This is a genomic window from Actinomadura sediminis (assembly GCF_042675525.1).
Classification (GTDB): Bacteria; Actinomycetota; Actinomycetes; order Streptosporangiales; family Streptosporangiaceae; genus Spirillospora; species Spirillospora sediminis.
Genome location: NZ_JBHTJA010000032.1, coordinates 12,863 through 25,281 on the forward strand (window position 1 = coordinate 12,863; position 12,419 = coordinate 25,281).

12 protein-coding genes are annotated in these 12,419 nt (G+C 73.8%); 1 reads left to right on the top strand and 11 read right to left on the bottom strand.

Features of this window, described 5'->3' with window-relative positions; all coding sequences use genetic code 11:
• The 7 genes from ACFQ11_RS17410 to ACFQ11_RS17440 all read right to left on the bottom strand — a co-directional run bounded on the left by ACFQ11_RS17410 (window position 1) and on the right by ACFQ11_RS17440 (window position 8,240).
• Window positions 1–1,359, bottom strand: coding sequence for a lipopolysaccharide biosynthesis protein (locus tag ACFQ11_RS17410; RefSeq protein WP_378299726.1), 1,359 nt, complete (start codon window positions 1,357–1,359; stop codon window positions 1–3).
• Window positions 1,356–2,693, bottom strand: coding sequence for an O-antigen ligase family protein (locus ACFQ11_RS17415; protein ID WP_378299728.1), 1,338 nt, complete (start codon window positions 2,691–2,693; stop codon window positions 1,356–1,358). The genes ACFQ11_RS17410 and ACFQ11_RS17415 overlap by 4 nt, the downstream gene beginning before the upstream one ends.
• On the bottom strand, window positions 2,690–3,913 hold the full coding sequence (locus ACFQ11_RS17420) for a glycosyltransferase (protein WP_378299730.1): 1,224 nt from the start codon (window positions 3,911–3,913) through the stop codon (window positions 2,690–2,692). The genes ACFQ11_RS17415 and ACFQ11_RS17420 overlap by 4 nt, the downstream gene beginning before the upstream one ends.
• A complete protein-coding gene (locus tag ACFQ11_RS17425) occupies window positions 3,910–5,022 on the bottom strand; it encodes a polysaccharide biosynthesis protein (RefSeq protein ID WP_378299732.1) in 1,113 nt (370 codons plus the stop codon). The genes ACFQ11_RS17420 and ACFQ11_RS17425 overlap by 4 nt, the downstream gene beginning before the upstream one ends.
• A gap of 2 nt (window positions 5,023–5,024) precedes the next feature.
• Window positions 5,025–6,167 carry a DegT/DnrJ/EryC1/StrS family aminotransferase gene (locus tag ACFQ11_RS17430; protein WP_378299734.1) on the bottom strand — a complete coding sequence of 381 codons (1,143 nt, stop codon included), beginning with the start codon at window positions 6,165–6,167 and terminating at the stop codon, window positions 5,025–5,027.
• Window positions 6,168–6,172: 5 nt separating this feature from the next.
• Window positions 6,173–7,504, bottom strand: coding sequence for a YveK family protein (locus ACFQ11_RS17435; protein WP_378299736.1), 1,332 nt, complete (start codon window positions 7,502–7,504; stop codon window positions 6,173–6,175).
• 91 nt (window positions 7,505–7,595) lie between these two features.
• Window positions 7,596–8,240: a response regulator gene (locus ACFQ11_RS17440; RefSeq protein WP_378299738.1), complete on the bottom strand. Its 645-nt coding sequence runs from the start codon at window positions 8,238–8,240 to the stop codon at window positions 7,596–7,598.
• A 199-nt stretch (window positions 8,241–8,439) separates the two neighbouring features.
• Here ACFQ11_RS17440 and galE point away from each other — a divergent pair, with 199 nt between their 5' ends.
• A complete protein-coding gene (gene galE, locus ACFQ11_RS17445) occupies window positions 8,440–9,441 on the top strand; it encodes a UDP-glucose 4-epimerase GalE (protein ID WP_378299740.1) in 1,002 nt (333 codons plus the stop codon).
• 36 nt (window positions 9,442–9,477) lie between these two features.
• On the opposite strand, the gene ACFQ11_RS17450 is transcribed toward galE, so the two are convergent.
• From ACFQ11_RS17450 to ACFQ11_RS17465, 4 genes are read right to left on the bottom strand one after another with little or no spacing between them, the layout of a single operon-like run.
• On the bottom strand, window positions 9,478–10,059 hold the full coding sequence (locus ACFQ11_RS17450; RefSeq protein ID WP_378299742.1) for a hypothetical protein: 582 nt from the start codon (window positions 10,057–10,059) through the stop codon (window positions 9,478–9,480).
• Window positions 10,060–10,066: 7 nt separating this feature from the next.
• A complete protein-coding gene (locus ACFQ11_RS17455) occupies window positions 10,067–11,197 on the bottom strand; it encodes a methyltransferase domain-containing protein (RefSeq protein ID WP_378299744.1) in 1,131 nt (376 codons plus the stop codon).
• Window positions 11,194–12,135: an MvdC/MvdD family ATP grasp protein gene (locus tag ACFQ11_RS17460; protein WP_378299746.1), complete on the bottom strand. Its 942-nt coding sequence runs from the start codon at window positions 12,133–12,135 to the stop codon at window positions 11,194–11,196. The genes ACFQ11_RS17455 and ACFQ11_RS17460 overlap by 4 nt, the downstream gene beginning before the upstream one ends.
• Window positions 12,136–12,155: 20 nt before the next feature.
• Window positions 12,156–12,413: a hypothetical protein gene (locus ACFQ11_RS17465; protein WP_378299748.1), complete on the bottom strand. Its 258-nt coding sequence runs from the start codon at window positions 12,411–12,413 to the stop codon at window positions 12,156–12,158.
• Window positions 12,414–12,419 lie beyond the last annotated feature (6 nt).

Consider the following 12,419-nt stretch of genomic DNA (forward strand, 5'->3'; position numbering starts at 1 on the left):
TCACCCCTTCTCTGCGGCCGCCCGCCGGTCCCGGGCGTCCAGATCCCTGACGTGCCGGAACCAGAGCAGCAGCGCGGCGGTGGTGGCGACGAAGGAGACGGACGTGGCGATCGCGGCGCCCGTGGCTCCGTGCGACGGGATCAGCAGCACCCCGAGCACCACCACGACCACCAGGCCGATCGCCTGCCCGGTGGACGCGGCGCCGGGCCGCCCGACCCCGTACAGGTAGGCCATGACCAGGCCGGTCACGCCGAAGGTGACGACGCCCGCGAGGCGGATGTGGGTGGGGACCACCGCGTCGTCGAACACGTCGCCGAAGACCCATGGCAGCGCCGTCCCCGCGACGAGCGCGAGCGGCAGCGCGGCCAGCGCGGACACGCCGAGCACGGGCAGGACGAGGCGGGCGGTGCGCCGCGCGGCGGTCGCCCGGTCGTCCTTGGCGAAGTCGGGATAGAGGACGTAGTTCACGGCGAGGCCCGGGAGCTGCACGAGCTCGGCGAACTTGCTCGCGACCGTGTAGACGCCGAGGACGCTCGGCCCGGCGATCGCGCCGAGCAGCGCCATGTCGAACCGGAGCTGGAGCAGGTCGATGAGCTGCCCGACGTATCCGCGCAGGCCGTATCCGGCGATGCGGCGGCCGAGCCGCGCGTCGGGCCGCCCCCAGCCCGCGAAGAACCCGCCGCGGGCGAGCCGCCGGACGATCCACGCGGCGGCGGCGACGTCCGCGAGCACCAGCCCGGTGATCAGCGCGCCCGGCCCGTACCAGCCGATGAGGATGATCCCGTAGATCGGCAGGAACACGAACTCCTCGACGGCGATGGCGAGGCTCGCGCCCGCCTGGTCGCCGGTGCCCTGCAGCAGGCCCTTGCCGACCGACACGAACGTCTGCGTGAACGCGGGCGCGGCGGCGGCGAGCGTGATCCAGAATCCGAACGTCTGGAAGAACACCGCGTGGACCGCCGGGCTGAGCAGCAGCCAGCCGGCGCCCGCGGCGACCGCGCCGAGCACCGTGAGCGCGGCGAGTGTCGGACGGACGCGGCGCTGGTCCTCGGCGTCGCGCGCGAGGAAGTACGGGGCGGCGCCCGGGAGGCCCGCCGAGGAGAGCTGGCAGAGCAGTCCCGGCAGGATCCGGACGAGCGTGAACGCGCCGACGAGCGCGGGCCCGCCGATCCGCGCGACCATCACCGTCGCGACGCCGAGCGACGCGAGCGCCCCGACCCGTCCGGCCATGTTGCCCGCGACGAGCGCGACGAGCCGCCGCCGCAGCCGTCCCGCCTCCGGGCCGGGACCGGCCGGGCCGGGCTCGGGCGGGACGGGCTCGGGCGGGACGGCGGGGTCGGGCCTGCGGGTGTCGGTCATCGGCCGTCCCCGACCGCGGCGAGCGGACGGTCCGCGGACTCCCGCCGCCCGAACAGGTGCAGGGCCGCGATCAGCCCGAAGACCGCCCACCCATGCCGGTAGTGCAGCGTCTCGTAGAACATCCCGGAGATCAGGAAGACGGCGACGAGCGCGCCGAACAGCTCCGGACGGGGGACGAGCCGGGCGTACTCGCCCGTCAGCGCGCCGCGCCGCCCGATCCGCGCGCACGCCAGCAGCAGCGCGAACACCAGCGCGATCAGCGCGACGCCGCCGAGGAACCCGCGTTCGAGCGTCGAGGCGATGTAGTCGTTGTGCGCCTCGCGGACGTACGTCTCCTGCCGGTCCATCATCGCGTTCACGGTCTCGCCGGGCCCGATGCCCCACGGGTGCGGCTGCTCGGCGAGCATGTCGGCGGTCGTGGCGAACACGGTGCCGCGCGTCGCGGTGCTCGAGTCGGTCGTCCGTCCGATCGAGTCGCGCAGCACCGGGTGGACCGCGCTGATCCGGTGCAGGAGCGGCTCGATGTCGACGGTCGTGACGACCGCGGCGGCGCCGCCCGCGACGACCGCGGCGAGGCAGCCGGTGGCCGCCGCCCGGTACGCGCGGCCCTCGCGGAACAGCCGGAACAGGTGCCCGAGGACGAGCGCGACGAGCAGCGACAGCAGGCCGCCGTTGGATCCGGTGAGCAGCTCGGCGACCAGCAGGACCCCCAGCACCGCGTACCGCTTCCAGGCGGTGCGCGGCGTCCGCGTGGCCCGCACGATGAAGAACACGCAGATGAACCAGTTCGACGCGTAGTTCGCGTCGCCGAACGTGAACATGGCGCGCATGCCGTCCGGCTGCTTGCCCGACAGCGCGTCGACGCCGAGGACGAACCCGGCGATCATCACGATCGCGTAGCACGTCCCGAAGCCGGTGAACGCGCGGAGGGCGACCCGCAGCAGCCGGGGGTCGCGGCCGAGGTTCGCGACGCACACGCCCCAGAACAGGACGAACAGGTCCTTGGCGAGGGTGAGCAGACCGGCCTGGTTCACGTACGCCGCGACGCCGCCCGCGATGATCGTCAGCAGGGTCGGCAGCAGGAACGGCCACCGCACCGGCACCCTCCGGGTGCCCGCCCACAGCAGCGTCGCGACCGTCAGGACGACGAGGGCGAGGTCGGGCAGCCCGGTGTTGCCGGGCCCGGGCGGCAGCCCCGCCGGCATCAGCATCGGCAGCGACGCGATCCCGAGGGACAGCAGCACCGCCTCCGGCCGCCACCGGTTCCGCAGCGGGGCCGGGCCGCCGCCGTCCGGCGCCGCCCGCACGGGCGGCCGTTCGGTGATCGTGGTCATGGCCGCCGCGAGCCCCCTCGGTAGGTCTCGTCCAGCACGGTCCCGAGATGCGCGGGGGAGAACCAGTCGCCGACCCGGTCGCGGGCCCGCGCCGCCATCCGGGCGGCGGCGACCGGATCGTCCAGCAGGACCGTGACCGCCGCCGCCAGCCCCGCCGGGTCCTCCGGCGGGGCCAGCATCCCCGTCTCCCCGGCCAGCACCAGGTCCTGGTTGGACGGGACGGCCGTCGCGACCAGCGGGATCCCCGCGCCGATCGCCTCGACCAGCACGCACGGCAGCCCCTCCCAGCGGGACGCCATCGCCAGCACGTCGAACGCGGGCAGCACCGCCGCGACGTCGTCGCGGTGCCCGAGCCAGCGCATCCGCTCGCCGATCCCGAGCCGCTCGGTCAGCCGCTCCAGCTCGTCCGCCATCGGCCCGCCGCCGACCCACAGCCCGAACACGTCGCCCGGCAGCCGCGCGATCGCCTCCGCGAAGACCTCCGGGCCCTTCTGGAACGTCAGCCGCCCCACCGACCCGACGACCTTCACCCCGAGCGGCAGGTCGAGCCGCCGCCGCGCCCGCGCCCGCGAGCCCGGCGCCGCCGCGTAGGCCGCGACGTCCACCGCGGGCCACGACAGCCGCACCCGCTCCGGCGTCGTCAGGCCCAGCCGCAGCGCCGTCGTCACCGTCTCGGACCCGATCGCGAGGAACGCGTCCGTCCGCTTCGCCGCGATCCGCTCCAGACCTATATACGTGCGGCGCCGCGCCCACGACTGGAACTCGTTGAACGGGAACCCGTGCCAGGTGTGGACGATGCGCGGCACACCCGCCCGCGCCGCCGCGACCCGCCCGATCACGCCGCCCTTCGCGCTGTGCGTGTGGACGACGTCGAAGCGGCCCTCGCGCAGCACCGCCTCGAGCGTCCGCAGCGCCGCCACGTCGTCGCGCGGCGAGATCTGCGGGACCAGCGGCCCCACCTGCACGATCTCCATCCCGGCCGTGTGCGCGCGGGGCGTCAGGTCGCCGGCCGCCGCGTTCGCGACCGCCTCGTCCCCGTACAGCACCCCGCCCCGGCCGCTCCCGGACGCCCGGCTGTCGATGCCGACGCCGCCGGTGACGATCGCGCGCTCGTAGGCGCCGTCCGGCAGCGCCAGCATCCCGTTCAGCGCGACCTGCCCGGCGCCCCCGTTGAACCGGGTGATCACCGTGGCCACGCGCAGCTTCCGGTCCGTGCTCACGGGCACCTCACAGCAGACGAGGGGCGGTACTCCGGCAGCAGCCGACGCAGCAGCAGCCGCACGCGGCGCGCGTCGCCCGCGCCCGCCGCGGCCTCCAGGGCGTCCAGCAGGGCGGGAAGCCCGGCCGGTGGCGGGGCGGGCCGGGTCGCCCAGATCTTCGGGTGGACGGTCGGGAGCCGGCGTTCGGAGTCGGCGAACGCCTTCTCCGCGAGCTTCTCGCCGGGCCCGAGACCGCTGAACCGGATCGTCACCTCCGGCAGCCGCAACTGCTCGGCGTACCGGTGCACCAGGTCCACGACCGGGACGGGACGGCCGACGTCCAGCGCGAACGTCTCCGCCTCCTCCGCGAGCGCCGCCGCCTCCAGCAGCAGCCCCGCCGCCTCCTCCACCGTCATGAGGTTCCGCGCCGCCGCCGGATGCGGGACGGTCACCGCCTCGCCCGCCGAGATCCGCCGGGCCAGCCGCCGCAGCGGCGGGCCGCCGTCCAGCACGCTGCCGACGCGGACCGCCGCGAAGCACGTCGGGCCGCCCGTCGCCGCGCGCGGCAGCAGCTCCGCGAGCCGCAGCGTCGCGCCCAGCACCGACGTCGGGTCGGCGGCCAGCTCCGACGACACCAGCACCAGCCGCTCCACCCCGTGCCGCACCGCGCTGTCGACCGCGTGCCGGGTGCCGAGGACGTTGTCCGCGACGCCCCCGCACGGGTCCCGTTCGACCGCCGCCAGGTCCCGCCGCCCGGCCGTGTGGAACAGCAGCTCCGGGCGGGCCATCGCGACCACCCGGTCGACGCGGGCCGCGTCGCGCACCCCGGCCCGCGCGACCGTCACCGTCCCGTCCGGCAGCCCGGCGAACTCGCGGCCGAGCCGGTCCAGCCCCCCGCCGTCGGTGTCGACCAGGCACAGCGCCGCCGGGCCGTACCGCCCGACCCGCCGGCACAGCGCCGCCCCGACCGGCCCGCACGCCCCCGTCACCAGCACCCGCCGGCCACGCACCAGCCGCCGCCCGCGCGGGCCCGCCAGCACGACCTCGTCCCGTCCGAGCAGCAGCGCCATCGGGCCGGCGGGCTCCGGGACGGCGGGGGCCGGACGGCGGCGCGGCAGGAAACGACGCACGGTCAGCCCCGGCTCCGCAGCGCCCCGGTCAGCGCCGACACCACCCGGTCCACCTGGTCGGCCGTCAGCCCCGGGTACAGCGGCAGCGACAGCAGCTCCCCGGCGATCCGCTCGGTCACCGGCACCGACGCGCACTCCTCGGCGCCCAGGATCTCCCGGTACGCCGTCATCCGGTGCGCCGGGATGAAATGGACGGACGTCGCGACCCCGGCCTCCTCCAGTTCGGCGCTCACCGCGTCCCGGTCGGGCACCCGCACCTGGTACAGGTGCCACGCGTGCGTGATCCCGGCGAGGTCCCGCTGCGGCAGCGTCAGCCCCGGCAGCCCCGCGAGGGCCGCGTCGTACGCGGCGACGATCTCCGCGCGGCGCCGCTGCCAGCCGGGCAGCGCCGCGAGCTGCGCCCGCCCGATCGCCGCCTGGACGTCCGTCATGTTCGCCTTCAGCCCCACGGCCCGCACGTCGTAGCGCCAGCTCCCGCCCGGCAGGTAGCGGCGCCACGAGTCCTTCGACATCCCGTGCAGCCGCATCGCCCGCACCCGGTCGGCGAACTCCCGGTCGCTCGACGCGACCGCCCCGCCCTCGCCGATCGGCATGTTCTTCGTCGCGTAGAAGCTGAAGCACGCCGCGAACGACGCGGAACCCACCGGCGCCCCGTCCCGCGCCGCGCCCGGCCCGTGCGCCGCGTCCTCGACGACCCGCGTCCGGTCGAGCCCCGCCGCGTCGGCGAGCGCCGCGACGTCCACGGGATAGCCGCCCTGGTTCTGCACGACCATCGCCGCCGCGTCCACCCGGCCCGCCGCCGCCGCGACCGTCCCCGCACCCGGGACGAGCGTGTCCTCCTCGACGTCCACCAGCACCGGACGGTGCCCCGCGTGCAGGATCGCGTTGATCGCCCCGCAGAACGTGAGGCTCGGCGTCAGCACGGCCGACCCCGGCGGCAGCCCGAGCGCGCGCAGCGACAACTCCAGCCCGCTCGTGCACGACGCCACCGCCACGACATGCGCCGCGCCCAGGTAGTCGGCGAACTCCTGCTCGAACTGGCTCGTCTGCGGACCCGTGGTGATCCACCCCGAGTCCAGGACCTTGACGACGGCGTCGGAGACCTCTCCGGCCAGCGACGGAACGGTGAAGGGAACGGAACTCATCAGCCCTACCTCTTGATCTTCCGGGTACCGACGACCCCCAGCAGCGGCCACCCCGACGCCGCCACCAGGTCACGCACCGTCTCCAGCCCCGACACCGCGGTGACCGGGCCGACCACGACGACGACCCCGGCGGCCGCCGCCGCGGCCGGGTCGACGTCCTCGAACGCGTGCACGTGGCACGGCTCCCGCGACGGCACCGGCGTCCGCCGCGCGACGTCGCCCGGCTTCGTCGCCATCACCGCGGTGCCCGCCCGCACCACCGACGTGCTCGTCCGCTTCGCGCCGGGCCCGCCGCTGTTCACCGCCGGCCCGTCCCCGCCCCCGTCCTCCGGCCGCGGCTCGTCCGGACGGGCCTCCACCAGCTTCGTCTCGTCCCCGTACACCGCCGACGCGACCGTCGACACCAGCTCGGCGGGCAGCGGGCCGGGCGCCCCGACCAGCGTGATCTGCGCGACGCCCGCCCGCCGGGCCGCCAGCCGCGTGCGCCGCCCGAGATCCGCCAGCCCCTCGGGCCCGCGATCCGTCCGGCCCAGCAGCGGCACGCCGAGCCGCCGCGCCACCCGGCGCTGCCCCGGCACCGTCGGCCGCAGCATCTCCGCCGTCACCGCGACCAGGATCGCCAGCACCAGCCCGACCAGCCCCGCGATCGCCGCCAGCATCACCATCGGGTCCGACTCCGGCGCGATCACCGCCGGCTGCACCACCGACGCCGAACCCGCCGTCGTCAGCTCCGACGTCAGCTCCGCCCGGCTCGACCGCAGATCCGTCAGCTCCGCCTGGACGCGCTCCCGCTCGTTCATCGCGCCCACGTCGGGCACCGGCCCCGACGCCTCCCGCGCCAGCGGCGCGAGCTTCTCCTCCAGGTCCCGGACCCGGTCGTTGATCTCGTCGATCCGCTCGTTCAGCGCGCCCCGGTTCGACTCGTTGATCTGCCCGACCACCGCGCCGCCGATCGCGTCCGCCAGCTTCCGCGCCGTCTCCGGGTCGGCGTCCTCGACCGAGAGCTCCACGATCGTCGCCGTGCCGAGGCCCGTCACCTCGATCCTCTTCGCCAGCTCCCGCGGCGACCGGTCGATCTTCTGCTCCTTCAGCACCGCCGTCAGCAGGTTCCGGCTCGTCGCGTACGCCGTCACCTGGCTGACCACGATGCTGACGCCCGCGTCCCCGACGGCCGCGTCGGTCACGCTGCCGCTCGCCTCGATCCGGGTCTGCGCGACCGCGGGCGGCTCGCGCCCGTTCATCACGTACCCCACGACCAGCACGGGGACCACGGTCAGGACCAGCAGGAGCGCCCAGTAACGGCGACCCACCCGCGCGGCGACCTCGTCGAGTTCCACGATCTTCCCTCCGCCCTCGTCAGGCCGAGCGTAAGAACGTCGTAACCGCGCGAAATCGCCCAAAAGACGACCCCGGTCTACGCCGTTTGCATCAGTCCCGCGGCCGCATCCCCGCCCGCATCGCGAGCGTGATCGCCTCCAGCGCCGAATGCATCCCGAGCTTCGCCAGCAGGTTCTGCGTGTGCGTCCGCACCGTGTTCGCCGACAGCCCCAGCCGCTCCGCGATCTCCGCACGGCCCAGGCCGTCCACCATGCACTGCAGGACCTCCCGCTCCCGCGGCGTCAGCTCCGGCAGCCGCTCCTCCTCGGCCCCGCCCGCCAGCCGGCGCAGCACCTCGCCCAGCACGTCCGGCGGGATCCACCCGCCCCGCCGCGCCGCCGACCGGATCACCCGCGCCACCAGCTCCGCGCCCTCCGTCTTCGACAGCCACCCCACCGCGCCCCGCCGCACCGCCTGCACCAGCACGTCGAGCTCGCTCATCGCCGTCAGCACCACCACCCGCACGTCCGGATGCGACTCCCGCAACCGGTCGAGCACGTCCAGGCCGCTCTCCGCACCGAGCGTCATGTCCAGCACCACCACGTGCGGGCGTTCGGTCGCGGTCAGCGCCAGCGCCCGCCGGGCGTCGGCCGCGATCGGCAGGATCACCAGATCCGGCTCCCGGCCCAGCCGGGCCGCGAGCGCCTCGGCGAACAGCGTGTGATCGTCCACGATGAGGACGCGGATGGGTCGCATCCCACGACCATGCCGCCTCCGGCGCCCGTCCGGATCCCCCAAACGCTGTACCTTCGCCGCCCCGGAACAGGAACCGTGCGCGGACGCCCGGCGCCCCGCCCCGGTTCACGCCCGTCCGGACTCGGACACCGGCGTTGACCGCCTCGGTCACCCTGCGGATTCTGTGCGTGTCCAGGCACTGGCTTCAGGGGAACGCCATATGAAAGTCCTGATCACCGGGGGAGCCGGCTTCATCGGCAGCACGATCGCGTCGGTCTTCGCCGAACACGGGGTGACGCCCGTCGTGCTCGACAGCCTCGTCACCGGGCGGCCGGAGTTCACCGAGGGAAAGATCTTCTACCGGGGCGACATCGGCGACGGGGACCTCGTCGACGCGATCTTCCGCGAGCACCCCGACATCATCGCCACCGTGCACTGCGCGGCGCTCATCGTCGTCCCCGACTCCATGCGGGACCCGCAGCGCTACTACCGGGTCAACCTCACCAAGACCCTCGACCTCGCCGGCCACCTGATCCGCAACGGCGCCGACCGGATGATCTTCGCGTCGACCGCGGGCATGTACCGGCCCGAACCGGACCTGTCGGTCTCGGAGACGTCGGCCCTCGACCCGCAGAACCCCTACACGCGCTCGAAGATGATGGCCGAACTGCTCCTGGGGGACCTCTGCCGGGCCCACGGCCTCCGCGTCATCTCGCTCCGCTACCTCAACCCCATCGGCGCGGACCCCCGGCTCCGCTCCGGCCTCCAGAGCAGCAAGCCCACCCACGCCCTCGGCAAGATGATCGAATCCTACGAACTCGGCGTCCCCTTCAAGATCACGGGCGTGGACTGGGAGACCCGCGACGGCACCGCCGTCCGCGACTACATCCACGTGTGGGACATCGCCCGCGCCTTCCACGAGGCCGCGACCCGCTTCGACACGGTCGTCCCGCCGCTGTCCGACCACCCCGGCTACGAGGTGATCAACCTCGGCACCGGCGGCGGCACCACCGTCCGCGAACTCGTCACCGCCTTCCGCGAGGTCGTCGGCGACGCGTTCCGCGCCGAGGACGCGCCCGCACGCCCCGGCGACGTCGTCGGCGCGTTCGTCCGTCCGGACAAGGCGTGGGACCTGCTCCGCTGGAAGCCCGAGTACACGATTGAGGACGCCATCCGGCACTCCCTCGAGTGGGCCGAGCGCCGCCGGGCCCTGGCGACCTGACCGCCGTCGTGGCCCGTCCGGCGAACCCGGACGGGCTCACAACCGCGCGAACCGCCGCACGACCAGGACGCCCGCGACCGCCACGGCGGCCGCGACCACGCTCCACCGCGCGACCTGCTCCGCGGCCGACAGCGGCACGAGCGGATGCGGCGCACGGAACACGAGCATCTCCAGGGCCGCACCCGCGGGGACGACCAGCCCCGCGAGAAGCCCGAGGGGCCCGGGCCGTCCGATGCGGCTCCCGAGCGCGCCCAGCAGCGGACCGAACACGGCACTGGCGACGGCCCAGTACACCAGCTCGCCCGCGTGCAATCCGAACGGCTCCTCGCGGAGCACCGGATCGAGCACGTAGTACGCCGCAGTGGCCGCGACCAGAGCCCCCGCCCCAGCGAGAGCCCCGGCCAGAGGCCGCCGCGCGAGCCACCCGACCCCCACGGCGAGCGCCGCCCACGACCACCCGACGCCCAAGACCAGGCTCACGAACTCCAGCATCGGCCCGACGAACGTGTCGGCGACCGGCGCGCCCACGGCGGTGTAGGGGCTCGACAACGCGTTCACCAACGAAGTCACCGCACCGAACACGGCCCCGACCGCCACGACGACCCACACTTTGACCACTCGCCGACTATCCCAAATCCCCAAGCGCACAACTACGGCCGTCCACCGACCGAAGTTCGAGACACTGCCCGTCCGGCCCGACGATGAGCCCGAACTCCTCGGCACCGGGTCGCCCGTGCCCGATCCACCAGGCGTGTGCTTCCTCGACCCGTGTCCAGATGTCCGTGGGCCCGCCGTACTCGATGTCCGCCGGACGGCTCGCGGACGCCCTCGCCCACGAGCCGTCCGGCGTCGTGATCCGCGTGCGGTCGGTGTCGGGAAAGGCGTTGATACCCGGTAGCCGCTGCCAGATCAGCAGCGACAGGCCCGGCGTGTTCAGCGCGTCCGCGCCGACCTCGCTCGTCCTGCTCCGGACGGACGTCGCGTCGATGTGGACCGCCTCCGGTGCGCCAGGTCGTGATACGTCGGGACGCGCGGACATGAATCCCCAGGTGCAGCTCACGAGCGGCCCGCTCGCCGTCCCGTCCCCGCCCACGGTGAGCCGCGCGAGCGCTCCTGCCCAGGTCATGCCCCGTGGACGGACGTCGGCCAGGACGACCCCGCCCGGACGAACCTGCTCGACCCACGCATACGGGACGCGCTCGAAGGCGACGGTCGCGATGACCCGGTCGTACGGAGCCCGCCCCGGGCATCCCAGCGCGCCGTCACGCGCCGCGAGACGAGGGACGTACCCCGCATCGGCCAGTCGTCCCCGAGCGGCCTCGATCAGCTCCGGGTCGATGTCGATCGACGTGACGTTCTCCGACCCGAGCCGTTCGGACAGCAAGGCCGCGTTGTATCCGGTCCCGGTGCCGATCTCGAGGACGGTCATGCCGTCGGAGACGACGAGAAGCTCCAGCATCCGGAGCATCAGGCTCGGCCGCGTGGTCGAACTCGTGGACCACGCGAACCCGGGCTGCTCGGGATGCTCCTTGCGCTGCGTCACCAGCGTGTCGTCGCTGTAGACGGCATCGAGCCACCGAGGATCACCGGTGCGGACGAGTTCGGACGCGTCGTCGTAGAACGCGGGGACGAACGCATGCCGAGGCACCGACGCGACGACCTCACGCCACGCCGAGTCCGTGACGACGTCTTGCCGCACGAGCCGATCGGCGAGGGCGGCGGCGTGGACACGCCAGCCATCGAGGGCGCTGGTCATACGGCCGCTCCAAGTAGCGTGTCGGCGATCGAGTTCGCGATGGGAGCCCCGGTCTCGTCCTCAAGCCAGGCCCACTGGGAGCCGGGTCCGCACTCGAGGAACCACCATGCACCGTCATCGGTAGCGGCGAAGTCGAAAACACCAAGCTCCAGACGGAGTGCCCGCAGGTAGGCGCGGCACGCGCCGGCCACGTCCCGGGGAACGTCGGTGACCTCGTACGTCAGCGAGTCGTACGCCACCCGGAAATCCTGGCGTCCGGACGGATCGTCCGTGCGGATGGCGATCCCGTGCACTTGCCCGTCGCCAGTGGCGACCACCCGCACGTCATGCGACTTGCGGACGTTCGTCTGGAAGAGGTGCAGCGTGGTGGCGACCCGATCGTCGATCTCGTCCGAGGTGACGGGCGTCGTGTAGATCAGCTTGACCTGCGCGTCCTCGCTGATCAGCTTGTGCATCGTCGCCTTGTACACGACGCCCGGACCCGAACGAGCGAAGCCACGGGCGTCGTCGGGACGGTTCGTGATGATGCTCGCCGGGACGCGGAACCCGCATCGTGCCGCCGTCGCCATCTGGAGCGGACGGTACTCGGCGTCGGCCAGCCGCGCCGGGTGCGAAACCCAGCGGGTCGGGAGGGACATGAACAACCCGCCGAACCCGAACCGAGCCTCCACGGACGCGAACCGCCGCTCCGGTTCGCTCAACGTCTCCGGAAAGGAGAACGGCTGGGACTGGCGGTAGTACACCGCCAGAACGTCGTCCAGCAGGATGGCGTCGTCAGGGCAGGCGATCTCCCCGCGCCAACCATTCTTCGTGAGACGGACGGTCATGTCCGCACGAGCGGGGAACCACGCGGTGTCGAACCACACCACCCGCGCACCGCGCAGCACCAACGCGTCAGCGACGTAGACGGCTTCGGCGTCGTCCTGCTCGGCGAGCATGAGCACTACCGGTCTGGACATCAGTCGGTCACCGTCTCGGTGACGGTGTCCTTCCGGGTGACGCTGTCGTCGGTGTACGTGGTCGCCCGGGGAACCTTTCTGGTGCCGGTGGGCTTCCCGTGCTTGCCCATGGCCTGGACGGGAACAGGCGGCACCGCCCGGTCCAGCCCCCATGGACGGTCGGCCTCCGTGGGCGTCGCCGGACTGATCGGCACGACATGCCCGGGAAGCCCGAGCGGGAACCGGTCACCCGGGTTGACCAGAGGACTGTCATTCATCGCGAA

Coding starts and splice junctions, on each gene's coding strand:
- ACFQ11_RS17410 (WP_378299726.1), bottom strand. CDS start 1,359: ATGACCGACACCCGCAGGCCCGACCCCGCCGTCCCGCCCGAGCCCGTC.
- ACFQ11_RS17415 (WP_378299728.1), bottom strand. CDS start 2,693: ATGACCACGATCACCGAACGGCCGCCCGTGCGGGCGGCGCCGGACGGC.
- ACFQ11_RS17430 (WP_378299734.1), bottom strand. CDS start 6,167: ATGAGTTCCGTTCCCTTCACCGTTCCGTCGCTGGCCGGAGAGGTCTCC.
- ACFQ11_RS17440 (WP_378299738.1), bottom strand. CDS start 8,240: ATGCGACCCATCCGCGTCCTCATCGTGGACGATCACACGCTGTTCGCC.
- galE (WP_378299740.1), top strand. CDS start 8,440: ATGAAAGTCCTGATCACCGGGGGAGCCGGCTTCATCGGCAGCACGATC.
- ACFQ11_RS17455 (WP_378299744.1), bottom strand. CDS start 11,197: ATGACCAGCGCCCTCGATGGCTGGCGTGTCCACGCCGCCGCCCTCGCC.
- ACFQ11_RS17460 (WP_378299746.1), bottom strand. CDS start 12,135: ATGCTCGCCGAGCAGGACGACGCCGAAGCCGTCTACGTCGCTGACGCG.
- ACFQ11_RS17465 (WP_378299748.1), bottom strand. CDS start 12,413: ATGAATGACAGTCCTCTGGTCAACCCGGGTGACCGGTTCCCGCTCGGG.